Source organism: Nocardia pseudovaccinii NBRC 100343, assembly GCF_001613225.1.
Classification (GTDB): Bacteria; Actinomycetota; Actinomycetes; order Mycobacteriales; family Mycobacteriaceae; genus Nocardia; species Nocardia pseudovaccinii.
Window position 1 is genome coordinate 1 of the sequence record NZ_BDBY01000008.1, and the last position, 19,341, is coordinate 19,341.

Sequence of the window (19,341 nt, forward strand, 5' to 3'; positions counted from 1 at the left end):
GCAGCTGCTCCTTCACCAGCTTTATCGCCAGTCCCGCACCCTTGCCGCCGGCCAGCGCATCATCGAGGTCGATACTCCCGCATTCGATCCGGACCGGACAGCGTGTGGTGAACCAGCCCACGGTGGCACTGAGATCGGCGCCGGGTACGGCCCGCTCCTCACGGCCGTGTCCCTCCAGCGAGATCAACTCTCCGGCGGCCGCCGCCGTGCCGCGCCTGCGCCGCCACTCACCGAGTGCCAGTACCAGGGCCGCCAGCAGCGGATCGTTGGCGCTGCAGTGAAAGCGGTCCGGGATGGTGGTGAGAACAGCCTCGGCGACCGCTGCCGGGATGCGCTGACGTACCCGGCCCGCGGTGGCCTCGACGTCACGATCCGGGAGCAGACGGCGCGATCCGAGTAGCTGGTCGCCGCGCTCGAGTACGTCTTTCCACAGGTCGAGCTCCGCCGAGCGCCTGGCTGGCGTCCGCTCGACCAAGCCGTGCACCCATCGCCGGAACGAGGTGCTGACCGGACCGAAGTGCGGTTCGCCGCCGCCCGAAACCTGCGCCCAGGCCTGCGCGAGGTCGGCGAGGATGATGCGCCACGACACCGCGTCGACGGCGAGATGGTGGATCACCAGCCACATCAGGTCGGGTCCCGAGCCATTGCGATCCTGAATCCAGACGGCTTGAACGAGCACACCGTTGCCGGGGTCCAGGCGATCCGCGGCTTTGTGCAGGTGCCGGTCGACTTCGGCGGCGTCACGTCGATCGAGCCGAACATCGATGAGCGCGGCGTCCGGGTCGACCGCTTCCCGATCGAGTACCTCGACGTACCGATCAACCGAATCGCCGCCGCGCAGTGCCGCGCGCAGCATGTCATGGCGGTCGAGCAGGGATCCCAGTGTGCGCACGAGACCCGCTCGATCGACCCTCTCGGGCAGCTGCACGAGCGCGGCCTGCGCAAATCGGTCGTAATGACCCCGATCGAGCATTGCGCGCATGATCGGCGACAACGGCATCGGTCCTACGCCGCCGCCGGGCAACTCGGCCAGGTCCGGAGTATCGCCTACTTCCGTCGCCGTGGCCGCCAGGCCCGCGACGGTCTTGTGCACGAACACGTCCTGTGTGGAGAAACTCAGTCCCTCGGCCTTGGCCCGCGCCACCAGCCGGATCGACAGAATGCTGTCGCCGCCGAGGGCGAAGAAGCTGTCGTCTGCCCCGACCCGAGGCACGCCGAGCACCTCGGCGAACAGCCTCGCTACGGTCTTTTCCCGGTCGGTGGCCGGGGCCCGGCCGACCGGCGCGGCCCCGAATTCGGGCTTCGGCAAGGCGCGGCGATCGACCTTGCCGAAGGCGTTCACCGGGAGGCTGTCCAGCGCGAGGATCACCGCCGGGACCAGATGCGGCGGCAGCGAATCGCGGGCGAAGCGCTGGAGTTCGGGCGGATCGATCCGACGCCCACCGACCGGGACGACATAGGACGCCAGCACGGTCGTACCGGCATTGTTCTGCACCGGCACCGTGACGCAAAGATCCACGTCCTCATGTGTGGCGAGCGCGGCGTCGATTTCACCCGGTTCGATCCGGTATCCGCGGATCTTGACCTGGAAGTCGCTGCGCCCCAGCATTTCCAGCGTCATTTCGCCGTCGTCGCCGGTCCAGCGCGCGATGTCGCCGGTGCGGTACATCCGCTCGCCGACATCGCCGTACGGATCGGCGACGAACCGGGCGGCGGTTTCGCCGGACAGGTGGCTGTATCCACGGGCCAACCCCGGCCCGGCGAGATACAACTCGCCCGCGCTGCCCTTGGGCACCGGTTGCAGCGCTCGGTCCAGCACCATCGCCGAGAAGCCACGGATCGGGCCACCGACCGTGTGCGCGCGGCCGGGGCGCAGCATGGCGCCGACGGCGGTCACGGTGGTTTCGGTGGGACCGTATTCGTTGTACATGGACAACGAGGTCCACCGCTCGATGACGTGTGGTGGACACACGTCACCACCGACCACGACGACCCGCAAGTCGGTCGTCGCACGCGGGTCCACGGTCGCCAGCATCGCGGGCGTCAGCGTCAGATGGGTCACGTGCTCGTCGGCCAGCAGTTGCGTGAGCGGCTCACCGCCGGTCACCTCGGGCGGCACGATCACCAGCGTCGATCCGTTCGCGAAGCAGGTCAGAAACTGTTCCAGGGAAGCATCGAAACTGGGTGAGAGGGCATAGGACACGCGGGATGTCGTGTCGATGCCGTACGTGGCGGCGCGGTCGGCAACGAGATTCGCGAGGCCGGTGTGGGTGACCTGGACGCCTTTCGGCGTTCCGGTGGATCCCGAGGTATACGTCATATAGGCGACATGAGAAGGCCGAAGTGGCCGGATACGGTCCTCGTCGGAAATCGGGCCGCCCGCGGCGTCGGATTCCCACCTGGTCCCTGGGTCGTCGAGAACCACATGGTGTATCTCCTGCGGGAGCCGCCCGCGCAGGGCATCGACCGTGATCGCCACCGCTGTGCCGCTGTCGGCGACCATATGCGCTATCCGCTTCGGCGGGTACTCGGGGGACAACTGGACGAACGCGGCTCCGCATTTCGCGACCGCCCACGTCGCCACGACCGATTCGACCGAGCGTCGCAGCATGATCGCGACCGCCGTGTCCGGCCCACAACCCAGAGCAATGAGATGCCGGGCCAGTTGCGAAGACCTGGTGTCGAGCTCGCCATACGTCATCGTCTGCCCGGCCGAGGCGATCGCGCACGCACGTCGATTCCGGTGCGCGCTCTCGCTCAGCAGCTCCGGAAGCAGCCGTGTTCCGACCCCGCTGGGCCCACGCACCGGCAGCAGCGCAGATCGTTCCCGCGCTTCGAGCAGCGGCAGTCTGCTGACCGGACATCCCGCTCCCCCGGCGAGGAACTCGTGCAGGAACATGAGGAACCGGCGGTGGTGACCAGCGAGTTCCTCAGGGCTGTAGGAATTCGGATTCCCCTGGAAGTCGATATGTGTACTGCCCTTGCCCGCGCCCGCGTAGATATTGACGAAAAGATCGGCGGTAGGGCCCGAGGTGAGAACGTGCAGGCGGCCTGTCGTATCGCCCAGTACAACCTCGTTCTCGATCATCATGAGGTTCACGGCCGGTCCGAAGGATGCCGCCTCGTCGCGCGCAATCCCCATATCGTGGAATATGTCCTCTTGGCGGTAGCGCTGCCGCCGAAGAGCACTCGTCAGCTCACCCAGCACAGCGGCGACCAGTTCACCGACCGTGCGGCCCGCGACCTGCACTCGCAGCGGGACCACATTCGCCACCATCCCCCCGGAACGTCGCAGCACGGCAGAGTGCCGACCCGAGACCGGCAGGCTCAGCAGTACTTCATCGCTTCCGGTCATCCGCGCGAGATACGCGGCGAACGCCGCGACGATGGTCGGAGTCGCGCTCGGACCGTGTTCGATCGCGACGCTTTCCAGCAGCTGTGCGGTGGCATCCGGCAGCTCCGCGCTGACCAGCGCCGGATGAATGGTGGGCTTACCCACGCGACCGGCCAGGCTGACGACGGGCGGCGCGCCTGCCAAGTGCTCCAGCCAGTATCCGCGGTCGTTGTCGAGACGTTCCGAGCCCCGGTACGCCAGATCCTGCTCGACGACGGCCCCCAGGTCCTGCGCCGCGCAGGGAGCCGCTTCCTCGAACTTCACCCAAGCGTTGTACAACTCGGTTATCCGGTGCAGCATCGTCACCGCGGCAAATCCGTCGAGCGCGATATGGTGCGCGCGCTGATACCACAGGAAGTGGTCCGCGCCGACCTGGAACACAATGCTCGTCATGAGGTCGTCGTGCAACAAGTCCAGCGGCGCGGAATAGTCTCGAACCATAATTCGGTGCGCAGCCGCAACCGGATCGGAGTGCCGCCGCAAGTCCATGAACGACACCTGTGCTCCATGTTCCTCGTCGACGAACTGACATGGCTCTGCGTCGACCTCGAGCAGGCGCATATGTCCGGATCCGAACTCGCGACTGGCGGTTCTACATGCCTCGGCAAGCAATTCCACGTCCAACTCGCCCGCGATCTCGACGTATTGGGCCACAGATATCGGCGATGATTCCGCTAGATGCTGGGCAAACCATATTCCCCGCTGCGCCGCGGTCAGCGGAAGAACGCCGGACGGCGATGGTGGCGCGTATCCATCACCGCTGGAAATCGTGCCGGAACCGTTACCCGAATCCGGGTTTCCGGAAGAGCGGAATGAGCCGGTTCGCAACGATTCGGACCGGTTCGGACTGCCATCCATACCACTCTTCGACTGGTCCATTTCGACCTCCGCTTATATCGTTCATTTCAGGAACTCAATAAGCGCGAGCACCGGCTGCCGATACGGTGTCGCGCGCCGGACCGACGAGCACGAACAAGGTCTGGCCGTACACGATCTCCAACACGCGCGCAGTCTCGATTATGTCGAGTCCGCGTTCCTCCCTGGCCAGCGCAGCCAGCGCCAAACGATCCGAGACCTGCGACGATGATGCCCTCTTCACCACCGTCGGCGGCGACACGATCGCCCGCCGCTCGGATACTGTCCGGTACTCGATGGCATCGTCGCCGCCTCTGGCATCGTTACCCGACTCGTCGGCGACACCGTCCATGACACCGGTGATCACAGCGCCTCGCACAGCGGTCGCCGTACCGAATGCAAAACAATCCCCGGCGGCCCCGCCGCCGGAACAACCCCCCGAACCACCGATATACCGACTGTGGACATACCGGACACCTCTACTCGAAATCAACTGTCCTCAGGGATTCGCAACGGACACGTCAACCGATTGCATCCGGATCGACCTAATTCCCGGATACGGATTCCTTCAACCGAACACACACATGTGGTCGAGCAATCATCAGGCAACTCGCCCCCTGCATAATGCGGCGATTCGCCGTTACCATCCGATACCCAGACCGATTTGCCGCATTTGTGAGCAAAGCGTTCCTCCCGCCGTATCCTATGGCGAATGCATTGTCGGGTTCGCCGTGAATTCAGGGTATGAGCACCGCAACGAGTTCGCGAATGCGTTTTTCATCGAGGGGCGCTCGTCCGATCGAGGCAAGGGTGAGGTAGCCCACGATGAGATCGACGATCGTCCCCGTCGATACGCGCACAGCCAGATCACCAGCGCTCTGCGCGGCGTGCAGACGTTCGATGATCAGCTTATTCACCGGCTCGGTAAGGATGCGATCGAATGCGTCGCTTTGGTGCGGGGCGGCGGTCGATGCCGTGGCCAGCGCGCGAACGACCGAGCCGATGCCGGGCTGCCGCAGGTAGTCGGCGATACCGTCGAGCCACGCGGCGAGATCCCGGCGCAGATCACCCGTATTCGGCACCGGACTGGCGGTCATCACGAAGGCGCCCTGCAAGACCGCGTCGGCCACGACTTCGGCCTTGGAGCCCCACACCCGGTACAGCGTCTGCTTGGCCGCGCCCGCCCGCGCGGCGATGGCCTCCATCGTGACCGAGTCGTAGCCGTGTTCGACGAGTAGTTCAGCGGTAGCGGCCAGCACCGCCGATCGAAGCCGCAGATTCACCGGACGACCCGCCCGTGCCGCTCCCTCTGTCATCGAAACCACCATGCCGATTGTTCCATGAGCCGCATGTTCCGCTGATCGATTCGACCGTCGGCCTCGCGTCCGGGGTGCACGCCTACCTCTATTATGAGACTGCGGTAACATAATTGCTGAACGGTCAATACAAGCAGCGCACAACCCTTGCCCGAAGGCGCCTCCACCTGCCTTCCGTCGCGACTGCTCCGGCCGCACAGCGCACAGCGCACAGACCTGGAATCGGCATGTCCGAACCGCCACGCAGATGTTGTCGATAAGAAACGAGGAGTCACATGTCCGCCAACGACAAGCCTTTGACCGGCAAAGACACGATCGGGCGCTGGATCGGCGATCCGGTGGGAAACGCGATCGTCGCGGAACTGCTCACGACCATCGGCCAGAACGAGAGCGCCCTCGAGAAGGTCCGCAACCTTCCGCTGAACGCCCTCGTCACCATGAGCCAGGGGCGATTGAGCCAGGACTACATCGATGGCCTCGTCGCCAAGGCCAACGGCGGCGTCATGCCCGCCGAGGCCGAACAGCTCGCCCCAGCCGCCCGGTTCGCGGGTCGCACAATCATCGTCACCGGCGCGGCCTCCGGCATCGGCAAAGCGACAGCCGAGCGGATCATCACCGAAGGCGGCCGAGTAATCGCCGTCGATATCGCCGCGGACGCTCTCGAATCCCTCGTGACAGCATCACCGGCCGACACCGTCGTGCCCGTCGGCACTGACATCACCAGCGACGACGGCATCGAACGCATCATGGACTCCGCCGGTGACGCGATCGACGGACTGGCCAATATCGCCGGTGTCATGGATGGCATGCGGCCGCTGCACGAAATCGACAATGACGTGTGGGACCGCGTCTTCGCAGTCAACGTCACCGGCACGTTCAAGCTCTGCCGCGCCGTCATCCCGAAATTCCTGGCCGCCGGACGGGGCGCGGTGGTCAATGTGGCATCCGAAGCTTCGTTGCGCGGCAATGCCGCCGGAACCGCCTACACGGCCTCCAAGCACGCCGTCGTCGGCATCACCAAGAGCGCCGCATTCCTCTACGGCCCCAACGGCATCCGCGTCAACGCCGTCGCCCCCGGCCCCACCGCGACCGGGATTACCGGCGGGTTCGAGTCGGCCTTCGCGCAGCAGCGACTCAGCGCCTTCAACGCACTGATACCTCCGGTCACCACCGCGGAGACACTCGCCTCCTCGATCACCTGGCTGCTCAGCGACGACAGCGAGAACATCAACGGCCAGATCCTCGCCTCCGACGGCGGCTGGTCGGTCCAGTAGTGCTGTCCGGTGGTTGTCGGATGGGCGAGTACCCGCGGCGAGGGGGTCCGCGGGTACTCGCGCCCGGCCGGTCCGCGCGGCCGGTTCCGGTCGTCCCTTTCCCGAGTAGTCACCAGGAGTGAGCAGCGCTGGGGCAGCAGCGAGTGGCGCTCTGCCGGTGAGCTCGCCCGGGGCGGTTCGACGTATTCCATTGTTCGAGAATCAGCGTGGCCGCGGAATCCGTCGGGTGGCTGCTCGCGCCCGCCGGACGGCGGGAACTCAGCGGCGCGGCAGGCGCAGTTCGACGCGGAAGCCGCCGTCACTGGTATGCCCGGAAAGCATTCGCCCGTCGAGCAGTTCGGCGCGCTCGGCCAAGCCGATCAACCCGTGACCGGACCCGGGCAGTGGGACCGCGGTGCGGGTAGCCGGGGTATTGGTGATGGCCACACCGAATTCGTCTGCGCTCGAATACAATTCGACGGTAGCGGTGGCGCCGGGCGCGTGCTTGCGCACGTTGGTCAATGCTTCCTGCACAGTCCGGTAAACCGCGCGCTGCGTCGCACCGGTGATGTCAGGTGGCAGCGCACCGGTGACGTCGACGGGTATGCCACTGGACGCGATCAGCGTGTGCAGATCCGCCAGCGTCGGCTGCGGAGTCAGGTCGGTGCCGCGGCCACCGGATACGCGCAGCAGTGTGACCAGGTGCCGTAGTTCGTCGAGAGTATCGACGCTCAGCGCGCGGATGGTGTGGGCCGCGTCGCGGGTCTCGGCGTCCGGCGCGGCGACCATCAGTGCGCCGGCGCGCACGGCGATCAGGCTGACCTGATGGGAGACCACATCGTGCATTTCGCGGCCGATCTGGGCGCGTTCGCGGGCCAGCACGGCTTGGGCGTGCAGCCTGCGTTCGTGGTCGTGCGCCTCTTCGATCTCCACCAGCCGCCCCGCGAGCTCATTGCGTGCCCGGGTCAGTTGACCGAGCAGCACCGGGGCCGCGACCCACGCGGTCACGTATGCGAGATTCACCACCAAGTAGGGAGTGGTGGTGAAATGCGGTGGCCATGGAAAAGCGGCGGCCAGCGCGCCCGCCACCACACACGCGGCGAGCAGGACCCGATTGCCGGTCTTCACGGCCAGGGTGTACAGCGCGACGGTCGGCGCGACCACCATGTCGGTCAACAGCATCGTCGGCAGTACCGACACGAACACCGCCAGCGGCCAGCGTCGCCGGAAAAGCACGGCGGCACATGCGATTCCGGCGAACAGCGAGACGGGCCAGCGAAGGTCGGTGTCCACCAACGCATCGGCCGCCGCCAAGACCACCAGCCCGACGTCGATCACCCACCGCGGCAGCGGCCGACGCGGCGTCATTGCCTGCGCTGGGCGAGCAGACCGGCCCGCTGTGCGATCAGGGCGAGGCCGGGGATCCGCCCGAGGACCCACGCGGTGCCGTAGCCGAGCACAGCCAGACCCGCACCCGCCGCGACGAGCTGCCGCCTGACCATCGTGCTGGTCAGATCCAGCCTGCCCAGACCGATACCGGCGATGATCAACGGCATCCACGCCGCGGCCGGATAGTTGCCGGTCAGCACGATCTTGGTGATGCCTTCACCGCTGTAGCGGTCGAGCGGATCGAACCGGTCGATCGTTTCCAGCACCGACGTGCCGTACAGCAGATTCGAGGTAATGAAGGCCGCGATCGGTCCGACGATCGCGAGCACCGCGGCGATGAGGAAATTCGTGCGAGCGGTGAAACGCAGAAACGGGATCGCCAGCAGGAAGTAGACACCGTAGTAGGCGAGAATCACTTGCACCGGTGTCCCGATCGCGGTGAGCGTGGCACCGATCGCCAGAACGACCAGTCCACGAGCGATGATCCGGCGCGTTTGCGAACCCTTCGGCTCGCCCGCGGTACTGCGATTGCCGCCGCTGATCAGTGCCAGCGAAACCCCGGCCAGAGTGGCGAACAGGATGGACGAACGGCCGTGGGTCAGGTACATCAACCCGCCTACCACACCACCCGATTCCGGCGTGGGCCCGACATGAGCGGCGAACATGCCCAGCACCGCCAGACCCCTCGCCACATCGATCCCGACGATACGGTGAATGCTCGCCGATTTGCTGAAGGTCGTCGGTGGCCTCGGAACAGACATTGCTGAACGGCACATGCTTCAACGGTGCTGAACACGACGCCTGCGCGGTACCGGCCGACCGGCCGCTACCGGCCCGCCGAGTGGCTGGTTTCGCGCGCCGGTCGGGCTTCCTCTGGGAAACCTCCCGCGTGAGATCCGTTCCCTCGGCCAATTCCTGCACACGCGCCGCCGCACATCATGCCGCGGCCTGCACACCGTCGGCATGGTCGCGGCCCAGCGGCATCGCGATGAGACCATCTCGTGCGGGCGGCATTCATGTCCGAGATCCCCGGCAAGAAACAATGACCGTCGAGATCCGGCTGCTGGGTGCGACACCACCGAAACGCGCCCGGAACTGCGTCAATGCCGGATTTCGCTGGTGCCCCCAGTCGGACTCGAACCGACACTTTGCAGATTTTAAGTCTGCTGCCTCTGCCAATTGGGCTATAGGGGCGCCCGGTCAGCGTACCGACTCGTACTGCCGTACCGGAATTCTGTTCTGCAGGCTAGTGCATCTCCGGTGGTGGCCGGAGTAACCATTGTGCGGTCAGGTGCCGTCGTGGGCGGCTACCGGTGTGGTGCCGTCGGAGGAATTCGCATCCGGCGCGTTGGCCAGGACGGAGTGGCGGCGGCCGTAGGCGAAGTAGACGATCAGGCCGACGGCCATCCAGACGAGGAAGCGCAGCCACGTTTCGACCGAGAGGTTGAGCATCAGCCAGAGGCACGCGAGTACGGCGAGGATCGGAATGAGCGGTACCAAGGGCACACGGAAGCCGCGCGGGAGGTCAGGACGGGTGCGGCGCAGGATGAGGACGCCGATGGCGACCAGGACGAAGGCGAAGAGGGTGCCGATATTCACCATCTCCTCGAGGGTGCCGAAGTCCACGAAACCGGCGAGCACGGCGCAGACGACGCCGACCACGATGGTCAGCCGAACCGGAGTGCCGTTCTTGCCCGTGTGTGCGAGCTGACGCGGCATCAGTCCGTCGCGCGACATGGCGAACAGCACGCGGGTCTGTCCGAGGAACATCACCATGACCACCGTGGTGAGTCCGGCGAGGGCGCCGATGGAGATGATGTTCTTGGTCCAGGTGGCGCCGTGCTGCGCGAAAGCCGTTGCCAGCGTTGCGCGGTCACCGGACAGCGCGGTGTAGGGCACCATTCCGGTGAGGATCAGCGATACCGCGACATAGAGAATCGTGACGATCACCAGCGAGCCGAGAATGCCGCGCGGCACCGAGCGCTGCGGATTCTTCGTCTCCTCCGCCGTGGTCGCGACGACATCGAAACCGATGAACGCGAAGAACACCAGGCTGGCCGCGGCGAGCAGGCCGTACCAGCCGAAAGTGCTGTGTCCGGCGCCGGTGAAGTAGGAGAACAGCGACTGGTGCAGCCCGTCCCCCTCCGCACCGGACTGCGACGGCGGGATATAGGGCGTCAGGTTGGACTTGTCGAAGTAGGTGGCGCCGACAACGAGCACCACCGCGATAACGCTCAGCTTGATGGCGACGGCCACCGCCGAAACCCGCGACGACACCTTGGTGCCGACCGCCAGCAGCACACCCAGAACCGAGATGAGAAGTACCGCACCCCAGTCGAAGTCGATCGGCCCCAGATGCACGATCGGCGAATGCGACCCCATCACCTCACCGAGGTATTGCGACCACCCCTTGGCGACCACCGACACCGCGAGCGCGAACTCCAGGATCAGATCCCAGCCGATGATCCATGCGACGAGCTCGCCGAAGGTGGCGTAGGAGAACGTGTACGCGCTCCCGGCAACCGGCACCGTCGAGGCGAATTCGGCGTAGCAGAGCGCGGTCAACCCGCAGGCGATGGCGGCGAAGACGAAGGCGAGGGAAACCGAGGGTCCGGCGACATTGCCCGCGGTCCGCGCGGTGAGCGTGAAGATGCCCGCACCGACGACCACCGCGACACCGAAGACAGTGAGATCCCAGGCGGTCAGATCCTTGCGCAGTTTCGAATCGGGTTCGTCGGTGTCCCGGATGGACTGCTCGACCGATTTGGTGCGGAACAGACCGCCCCATCGAGTTCCTGGGGTCGCCAACACTGTCTCCTTGCTGTCGTCAACGGGTTCTCCGCTGATTTTTCTAATGCACACCGGCCATATGTCGGCTCACCCATGGTGTGAGTGCGGCGACGATCAGACCGGCACAGATCGCTACTGCTCCGGTGATGCCGAAGTACGCGAATTCGTGGTCCGCGTCATAGAACCGAGCCAAAGTACCGGACATCGAGGTTCCGATGCCAACGGAGAAGAAGTACAGCGCCATCATCTGGGCCCGGAACGCCTCGGGCGCCAACTGTGTGGTGACCGAGAGGCCGATCGGAGAAAGCAGCAGCTCGGAGACCGCGAATGCGCCCATGATGAGCAGTACCGCCAGCGCGGGCACCGATTTGCCGCTACTCCCCGCGAACAGCACGAACAACCAGAACGCCAGCCCCATGCCGATAACGCCGAGGGCGAATTTGCGCGGTGTGCTCGGCGCGCGATTGCCCAGCTTGGTCCACATCAGCGCGAACAGCGGCGACAGGCAGATGATCCACACCGGCTCGACCGAACCGATCCAGTTCGACGGCGCGGTCCAGCCGAAGATGGTCCACTTCATCCGCTCATCGGAGTACACCGCGAGGACCGTGAAGATCTGCTGGAACAGCGACCAGAAGACCGCATTCGCGATGAACAGCGGAATGAAGGCGCGGACCCGGCTGCGCTCGACAGGCGTCACCTTGGCGCTGGTCAGCATGAGTACGAAATAGGCGAGCGAGGCCGCGATGATGACGCCGGTGGTGACCTCGGAGAGGTTGTCCAGGTTGACCAGCCCGGTGATCAATGCCAGCGCGATCACGATGGCCGTACCGGCCACGATGCCGAGGATCGGCCCGGCGGCGTTGCGCGGCAACGGGTTGGGCACATGCCTGCCCGCGGTGCCGAGGTTGCGCCGGAACACCACGTACTGCGTCAGCCCCAGCGCCATGCCGACCGCGGCCGCACCGAAACCGTAGTGAAAGCCCCAATTCCGTTGCAGCAGACCGGTGAGCAGCGGACCGACGAACGCACCGAGGTTGATGCCCAGATAGAACAGCGTGAAGCCGCCGTCGAACCGTGGATCACCGGGCCGATAGAGGGTGCCCAGCAGTGAGGACGCATTGGCCTTCAGTCCGCCGCTGCCGAGCGCGACCAGCACCAGCCCGACTCCGACACCGCTCATCCCGGGCAGAAGCGCCAGCGCGGTATGCCCGGCCATCACCACGATGCCGCCGTAGAAGACGGTGCGCTCCATGCCGATCAACCGGTCGGCGATCCACCCGCCGAGCACCGTGGACAGATACACCAGCCCGCCGTACGCGCCGACGATCCCGACACCGGTGCTCTGCGATAGACCGAGTCCGCCCTCGGTTGTCGAGTAGTACAGGTAGTACCCGAGGATGGTGAGCATTCCGTAGAACGAGAAGCGCTCCCAGAGTTCGACTCCGAAGAGATTCGCCAACCCGATGGGATGGCCGAACAGCGTCCGCTCCCGAACCGGTTGCTCCGCCATTGCTGCGTCGGACATGCTCAGACCCTCCCATATGGGTAGGGAATTTCCGGCATCCTGAACAAAGGTTCCCTGCTCACGGCCGATATCGCCGGACATGCCAGAACTGCCGCCGGAGCAATCCGCCAACCGGTACGTCCATCTTGGAAGTACCGGTTCAGTGCACCTACTCAGCGAATCCGAGGCAACGTCGAATATTCGTCGACCGCACTCGGTGACCCACAGCACTCGACGAGAAAACCGGAGAATTTCCCGGTAAAGTTCGCCTCGCTGGACGGGGAAACCTCGTTTGTTGGCTGGACGGGGGAACCTGATGAAGCGCTCGAGCGCCCATGCGGCGCTGCTGCTCGCCGTGATCGGCGCGCTGCTGTCGCTGCTCGGCACCGGGTGCGCGTCGGTATCCGCGGTGGACGCCGAGCCCGTCGTCGGCGCACTGCCGGAACCCCCGCTGACGGCCAATACGCTGCACGCCGAGCTGCGTTTGCCCACGCTGCGGTGTCAACTGCCGTCGATCGAGATGAGCGCGGCGGGCCAGCGGCAATTCGTGCAGACCGAGCTGGACTGCTTGACGAAGGCCTGGGATCCGGCCCTGCGTGCCGCGGGTATGGGCCTCGCGCCGCTGCAACTCGTGGTGATCGACAACGTGACGACCGGCTGCTCGAAGCAGGTCCAGTCCACCGATCCCGCGTTCTACTGCGGCGGCACTGTGTACTGGCCGACCGACGATCCCATCCATCGGGGTTGGGGTTCACAACTCGGGCAATACCTGATGTTCGTGGTGATGCACGAATACGGCCACCACCTGCAGTCCTCCACCGGCATCCTGCGCAGTGCCGATCGGAATATCGATACCGCGGGCGAGAAGTCACCGCTCGGCCTGGAACTCAGCCGACGCATCGAACTGCAGGCCCAGTGCCTGGCGGGTGTGATGCTGGCGGCTGCTCAGGCGGGCGGCATGCTGACCCCGGCCGAGGCCGTGGATTTGATCGATATCCAATCCGATACCGAGGAGGATCCGACCCACGGGACCGGCGTGAACAGCCGACGCTGGGTCGAATCCGGTTATCGCGGCGCTTCGACGTCATCGTGCAATACCTGGGCTGCCGCGCTCGACGACGTGGAGTGACCCAGCCTCAGGCGATGGACAGGGCGATGCCGTCGAGGATGTCGTGTTCGCTGACGATGAGGGCGGAAATGTCGGCGCGGCGGGACAGTTCGTAGGCGAGCACCTCGGTGATGACGGCGCCGCCGCCGATCACATCGACGCGGCCGGGATGTATGGGGCCGAGGGCGGCGCGCTCGTCGTGGTTCATGCCGATCAGGCGATCGCAGACCTCGCGCACCTGGTCCAGGGTGAGGCTGGTGAGATGGACTCGCTCCGAATCGTATTCGGGCAGATCGAGGGCTACGGCGGCGATCGTGGTCATGGTGCCCGCGACGCCGACCCAGGTGTGCGCGCCGTCGACGGGGACCTTGGCGAAGGCCTCATCCAGTCGTTCGGTGGCGAATTCCCGTGCGGCGGCGACCTGCTCGGCGGTCGGTGGGTTGCCCGGCAGGCATCGCTCGGTAATGCGGACGCAGCCGATGTCGGCGGAGAATGCGGCACGGACACCATCGCTGTCGCCGACAACGAGTTCAGTAGAACCGCCGCCGAGATCGACGACAACGAAAGGCCCTGCCTCGCTGGCCAATTCGCCGACCGCGCCGGTGAAGGACAACCGCGCCTCCTCGTCACCGGTGATCACCTCGGCCTCCGCACCCGCCACCACGGTGCCGAGTTCGGCACGGGCCATGGCGAAGAAGTCCTCGCGGTTGGCTGCATCGCGCGTAGCGGAGGTCGCGACCATCCGCACCCGACCGACCCCTGCCTCCCGCATCAGCGCGGCATAATCGGCGAGCGCCACCCTGGTGCGCTCGATCGCCTCCGGCGCAAGCGCCCCGGTCGCATCCACCCCCTGCCCCAGCCGCACAATGCGCATCTCCCGGTGCACATCCGCCAACCGCCCATCGCCGAGCACCTCGGCGATCAATAGTCGAATCGAATTCGTCCCGCAATCAACCGCCGCTACCCGATCGCTCATTGCTCAGCTCCGCTCATAGTCAACCCCGGCCAATTTCCCACTCGCGCGCAACGGCGCGTCCAGTCATCCAAGTTCATGCGCCGCCCGCCTCGGCGCGTGCGCTCATCGCAGCGCGCACATTCTTTCCAGCGCCCGTGGTCAGTTCAAGCGCCGCGCGCACGTCATCGCCCGTCGGCCGGGGTGTGTGGCGGCTCGTATTTCGGCCAGTCGGCGGGGATTGCGGTGCCGCGGAGGCCGTGGTCGGCGGCCATGGCGACTGCTTCGTCGCCGAAGGGGTTGACGCCCGGGCCCTTGGCGAGGGCGTGGGCGATCAGGACGTGCAGGCATTTCACTCGTTCGGGCATGCCGCCGCCGGTGAAATCGGTACCGAGCGATTCGATTTCATCGCGCTCGGCCAGGTAACTCTCGTGGGCGGCGCGGTAGGCGGCGGCCAATTCCGGGTCGGTGGCGAGGCGTTCGGTCATTTCCCGCATGACGCCCGCGGATTCCTGCCTGCTCGCCTCTGCGGTGAGGCGGGGATCGGTCAGGTAGTAGAGGGTCGGGAAGGGAGTGCCGTCGGGCAGCCGCGGCGCGGTCTTGACCACCGCGGGCAGCCCGTCCGGGGTGCGATAGGCGACGGCGAGTACGCCGCGCGGTTCGCGTCCGAGCTGCTTGGCGATGATCTCGAGATCGCGGTCGTTCGGTGCGGTCACCTGGGTCCTTCCGGTGCTGGCTGCGGCGCGGCGGGCGGTCCGGCCGGTGCGGCCACGGGCGCCGGGGCCTGCTGCGGTTGCGAAATACTGCGCCACAGGTCGGTGTACCAGGGCTCGGGTGCCTTCGACTGGGTCGGTGCGGCGGGCGGCGCGGGCGCTTCGATACCCGGCACCTGGACGATATACGGCGTCTCACCCGGCATGACCAGCCGCAACCGGTCCCTGGCCTCGGAGCGCACGTAGGCCGGATCCTGTTGCTGCGCACGGCGATCCCGCAATTTTGCGAGATCGGCCTCGAGTTCGATGCGCTCCTGCGCCAGGTGCGCGGCCTCCGTGCGCTGGGTGAAATAGGTGCGCAGCGGCACGGCCAGCGTCAGTGCGAGCGCGCACACGACGATGGCCAGGATGACCGCCTTGCCGGTGGACAGGCCGAGAATGGTGCGATCGTGCTTGTCCTCGTGCCCGCCGGAGCGCAGGCCGATCTTCTGTGGCTTGGCCTTGTCGGCGGATTCGGACCGTCTGCGGGTCGTCCGCTTGGGTGCGGCCGCCGGTGATTCGGCGGCCGGGCGCGATCTGGCAGAGCGCGACGTGCGGCGGTTCCCGCGTCCGGCCGGACTGGATCCACGCGCACGTCGCTCTGTCATACCGGTCCCTTAGCTGACTAGCCTTCGAACGCGAACCGCGGGAACGCGACGTCACCCGCGTACCGGGCGGAATCGCCGAGCGCATCCTCGATGCGCAGCAGCTGGTTGTACTTGGCGACACGCTCGCTGCGCGCCGGGGCGCCGGTCTTGATCTGACCGCTGCCGACCGCGACGGCCAGGTCGGCGATGGTGGTGTCCTCGGTCTCGCCGGAGCGGTGGCTCATCATCGTCTTGTAGCCGTTGCGGTGCGCGAGCTCGACGGCATCCAAAGTCTCGGTGAGCGTGCCGATCTGGTTGACCTTCACCAGCAGCGCGTTGGCCGCGCCCTTGGTGATGCCCTCCTCCAGGCGCTCCGGGTTGGTGACGAACAGGTCGTCGCCGACCAGCTGCACCTTGTCGCCGATCTGATCGGTCAGCGCGACCCAGCCGTCCCAGTCGTCCTCCGACAGCGGGTCCTCGATGGAGACCAGCGGGTAGGCGGTGAGCAGTTCGGCGTAGAACTGTGCCATGTCGGCGGCCGAGCGGACGCTGCCCTCGAACTTGTAACCGCTGCCCGCGGTGTAGAACTCGGTGGCCGCGACATCGAGCGCGAGCGCGACATCGGTGCCCAGCTTCAGGCCGGTCTTCGCGATCGCGACGCCGATCAGGTCGAGCGCTTCCTTGGTGCCCGCGACGGACGGCGCGAAACCACCCTCGTCACCGAGACCGGTGGACAGCCCCTTGGACTTCAGCACCGACTTGAGCGCGTGATACACCTCGGCGCCCCAGCGCAGCGACTCCTTGAAGGTGGTCGCGCCGATCGGGGCGACCATGAACTCCTGGACGTCGACGCCGCTGTCGGCGTGCGCGCCACCGTTGAGGATGTTCATCATCGGCACCGGGAGCACGTGCGCGTTCGGGCCACCCAGGTAGCGGAACAGCTCGAGGCCCGAGGATTCGGCGGCGGCGCGGGCCACCGCGAGCGAGACGCCGAGCAGGGCGTTCGCGCCGAGGCGGGACTTGTCCGGGGTGCCGTCCAGATCCAGCAGGACCTGGTCGACCGTGCGCTGCTCGACCGCGTCCAGGCCGATGACGGCGGGCGCGATCTCGTCGAGCACACCCTCGACGGCTTTCTGCACACCCTTGCCGCCGTAGCGCTCGCCGCCGTCGCGCAGTTCGACGGCCTCGTGCTCACCAGTGGAGGCACCGGAGGGCACGGCAGCCCGGGTCAGGGTGCCGTCGTCGAGAGCGATCTCGACCTCGACAGTGGGGTTTCCGCGGGAATCCAGGATCTCGCGAGCTCCGACCTGTTCGATGATGGCCACGAAAACGACACTCCTTCGGCTGTTGGCACGGTAGGTCTGACGGGAAGGGCCGTGCGCTTGCGAGCCTAGCGTCCTCGCGCATTGCGCAGTAACCGGCACTCCGACGAATCGCTTCGCACTGTCGCGATCAGCACCCGTTGTTCCCCCAAGTGGTGCTCATGCGCGGCGCCCGACGCTGTACGCGGCGGCGCGATCGCGGACGGTCAATAGATAGGCATTCGACTGGTTGTAGGTCAGCAGAGCCTGCTGCCAGCCGCGCTCGGAGGTCAGATCGCCGCCGCTCGCGCACAGATAGCGGGCCGCCGTGAGGGCGGCGTCATCGATATTCTGCGGATCGGCGACGCCGTCGCCATTCGCGTCGACACCCCAGCGCTTCCAGGTCTCCGGAATGAATTGCAGTGGGCCCAGCGCCCTGTCGAACTCCGGGTCGCCGTCGAGCTTGCCGCCGTCGCTGTCCTTGACCAGCGCCACACCCGGCGCACCGTCCAGTGGGATGCCGATGATCGGCGGGCGCACCGTGCCGTCCGCATCGACCTCCGAACCGCGATGGGTGCCGTGCTTGCTCTCCACACTGGCGATCCCCGCGATGGTGGTCCAGGCGATCCCGCAGTCCGGCCGGGACCGGCCCATGATCGCCGCGGCATAGCCGTACGCCTCCAGCGAAACACTTGGAATGCCGAGTTTGCCGGATTGCTCGTCGGCCCAGTCGCGTAACTGCGCGGCGGTGCGGCCGGGCGCATCCAGATCGATCAGCGGCAGCGGCGTACCGGGACCGGGTGGGATGCCCTCGGGAATGGGCGGAAGATTGCGTTCGGCGCCGCAACCGGCAAGTACGAGGATCGCCATTGCGGCGACCAACACGCCGATCAGCTTCGCGAGCATTCCTCCATCATCCGGATACGAACGACCATCCCCGCGATGCACGCGTCGCGGCAAGACCAGCGCCATGTACCCCTCCCCTGCAGACCCCGCATGCCCGGTGGTCACGCGCTCCGTCATCCGAGATTACCGAGCAGATCGCCGATAACGCAGCAGCCGATTCGTCCTCGCAGAACTACCGTGCATGGCGCACAAGCTGTGCGCGGGCAACACCTAGCCGAGGAGTTCGCGGGTCGCGGTGTGCGCCGGGGCGGTGAGGACCGCTGTCGCCGAGCCGGATTCGACAATGCGGCCGTGGTCGAGCACGACGAGGTGGGAGCAGTGTCCGGTGACCAGCGTCATGTCGTGGGTGATGACGAGCAGGCCGGTGTCGTGTTCGGCGCGGATGCGGTCCAGCAGGGTCATGATCGAGACGGCGGTGTCGTGGTCGAGGGCCGAGGTGATCTCGTCGCAGACCAGCACGGCTGGTTCGGCCGCTAACGCTCTGGCGAGCGCCACCCGCTGGCGTTGGCCGCCGGAGAGTTCGTGCGGGTAGCGGATGGCGAGCTCCGGTGCGAGTTCGACCGAGTCGAGTAAGTCGGTAATGCGCTGCGCCAGTAGTCGTTTCGGTACACCGCCGATTCGGCGCAGCGGGCGGCCGAGCGTCTGGGCGACGGTGCGACGGGGATTGAGCGCGGACAGCGGGTTCTGCGTGACCAGCTGAATACCATTGCGGCCATTGCGATCTCGTCGACGGGGGCCGATCGGGATCGACTCACTTCGCAGTTCCAGCGATCCGGTCGCTGCCCGGTGCAGACCGGCGACAACCCGCGCGAGCGTGGTCTTTCCAGCTCCTGACGCCCCGACGACGGCCAGTGCCGCGCCGCCCGGCAGCACGAAATCGATATCCGCCAATACCTCGTGCCCGTCGATCGAGGCCGCGATGTCCTGACCGCGCAGAACGGGTTCCGCAACCAACTCGACGGTCCGCGAGCGCACAGCTACCGCACCCTGTCCTTCACTGGGCCGCAGAGCCGAGTCCCCGCTATCGGTCTCTCGGCCGAATGGCATCTCCGGAGCCATCGCCACTCGCACGATCGACGCGGGACCCCCATTCGATTGCGGTGAGCTCGACATACCCGAACGAGTCCGCAGAGGTGTGCGGCCGATTACACCGGTATGCACCGCACCCAACTCGACCACGTCATCGGCGATCGCATGAATAGTCGCGGTGTCGTGCCCGGACAGCAAGATT

Annotated in this window: 15 protein-coding genes and 1 tRNA gene; 2 read left to right on the plus strand and 14 right to left on the minus strand. The window is 66.4% G+C overall.

Features of this window, described 5'->3' with window-relative positions:
• The 3 genes from NP3_RS00495 to NP3_RS00505 all read right to left on the minus strand — a co-directional run.
• Positions 1–4,273 (minus strand): non-ribosomal peptide synthetase (locus tag NP3_RS00495; RefSeq protein ID WP_157123965.1); only part of this gene is annotated, 4,273 nt, incomplete at its 3' end.
• A 34-nt stretch (positions 4,274–4,307) separates the two neighbouring features.
• Positions 4,308–4,628 carry a hypothetical protein gene (locus NP3_RS00500; protein ID WP_157123968.1) on the minus strand — a complete coding sequence of 107 codons (321 nt, stop codon included), beginning with the start codon at positions 4,626–4,628 and terminating at the stop codon, positions 4,308–4,310.
• Between the two features lie 358 nt (positions 4,629–4,986).
• A complete protein-coding gene (locus NP3_RS00505) occupies positions 4,987–5,565 on the minus strand; it encodes a TetR/AcrR family transcriptional regulator (RefSeq protein ID WP_169814419.1) in 579 nt (192 codons plus the stop codon).
• A 275-nt stretch (positions 5,566–5,840) separates the two neighbouring features.
• On the opposite strand from NP3_RS00505, the gene NP3_RS00510 reads away from it, so the two are divergent.
• Positions 5,841–6,839, plus strand: coding sequence for an SDR family NAD(P)-dependent oxidoreductase (locus tag NP3_RS00510; protein ID WP_063036627.1), 999 nt, complete (start codon positions 5,841–5,843; stop codon positions 6,837–6,839).
• Positions 6,840–7,097: 258 nt separating this feature from the next.
• On the opposite strand, the gene NP3_RS00515 is transcribed toward NP3_RS00510, so the two are convergent.
• The 5 genes from NP3_RS00515 to NP3_RS00535 form a co-directional block, all read right to left on the minus strand.
• Positions 7,098–8,186 (minus strand): sensor histidine kinase, encoded by a 1,089-nt coding sequence (locus NP3_RS00515; RefSeq protein WP_063036629.1) that lies wholly within the window; start codon positions 8,184–8,186, stop codon positions 7,098–7,100.
• Entirely contained in the window at positions 8,183–8,968 is a 786-nt protein-coding gene (locus NP3_RS00520) for a heparan-alpha-glucosaminide N-acetyltransferase domain-containing protein (protein WP_063036631.1), read from the minus strand. Before NP3_RS00520 ends, NP3_RS00515 begins: the two co-directional genes overlap by 4 nt.
• Before the next feature lie 356 nt (positions 8,969–9,324).
• A tRNA-Leu gene (locus tag NP3_RS00525) sits at positions 9,325–9,401 on the minus strand.
• Positions 9,402–9,494: 93 nt separating this feature from the next.
• Positions 9,495–11,018 (minus strand): amino acid permease, encoded by a 1,524-nt coding sequence (locus NP3_RS00530; RefSeq protein WP_373864716.1) that lies wholly within the window; start codon positions 11,016–11,018, stop codon positions 9,495–9,497.
• A gap of 40 nt (positions 11,019–11,058) precedes the next feature.
• On the minus strand, positions 11,059–12,525 hold the full coding sequence (locus NP3_RS00535; RefSeq protein WP_084507948.1) for a peptide MFS transporter: 1,467 nt from the start codon (positions 12,523–12,525) through the stop codon (positions 11,059–11,061).
• 295 nt (positions 12,526–12,820) lie between these two features.
• Between NP3_RS00535 and NP3_RS00540 the strand changes: the two genes are divergently transcribed.
• On the plus strand, positions 12,821–13,633 hold the full coding sequence (locus tag NP3_RS00540) for a neutral zinc metallopeptidase (protein ID WP_063036633.1): 813 nt from the start codon (positions 12,821–12,823) through the stop codon (positions 13,631–13,633).
• 7 nt (positions 13,634–13,640) lie between these two features.
• Here NP3_RS00540 and NP3_RS00545 read toward each other — a convergent pair whose 3' ends face one another.
• The 6 genes from NP3_RS00545 to NP3_RS00570 all read right to left on the minus strand — a co-directional run.
• Complete coding sequence (locus tag NP3_RS00545) at positions 13,641–14,588, minus strand: Ppx/GppA phosphatase family protein (protein WP_063036635.1); 948 nt, start codon at positions 14,586–14,588, stop codon at positions 13,641–13,643.
• A 161-nt stretch (positions 14,589–14,749) separates the two neighbouring features.
• Positions 14,750–15,280, minus strand: coding sequence for a DUF501 domain-containing protein (locus NP3_RS00550; protein ID WP_063036637.1), 531 nt, complete (start codon positions 15,278–15,280; stop codon positions 14,750–14,752).
• The gene (locus tag NP3_RS00555) at positions 15,277–15,924 is read right to left on the minus strand and encodes an FtsB family cell division protein (protein WP_063036639.1); all 648 of its coding nucleotides are present in this window, start codon (positions 15,922–15,924) and stop codon (positions 15,277–15,279) included. Before NP3_RS00555 ends, NP3_RS00550 begins: the two co-directional genes overlap by 4 nt.
• A 17-nt stretch (positions 15,925–15,941) precedes the next feature.
• On the minus strand, positions 15,942–17,228 hold the full coding sequence (eno, locus tag NP3_RS00560) for a phosphopyruvate hydratase (RefSeq protein ID WP_040690840.1): 1,287 nt from the start codon (positions 17,226–17,228) through the stop codon (positions 15,942–15,944).
• Positions 17,229–17,384: 156 nt separating this feature from the next.
• Positions 17,385–18,110, minus strand: a complete 726-nt coding sequence (locus tag NP3_RS00565; RefSeq protein WP_063036641.1) for a lytic transglycosylase domain-containing protein — start codon at positions 18,108–18,110, stop codon at positions 17,385–17,387.
• A gap of 210 nt (positions 18,111–18,320) precedes the next feature.
• The coding region (locus NP3_RS00570) for an ATP-binding cassette domain-containing protein (protein WP_157123971.1) at positions 18,321–19,341 on the minus strand (1,021 nt) is incomplete at its 5' end.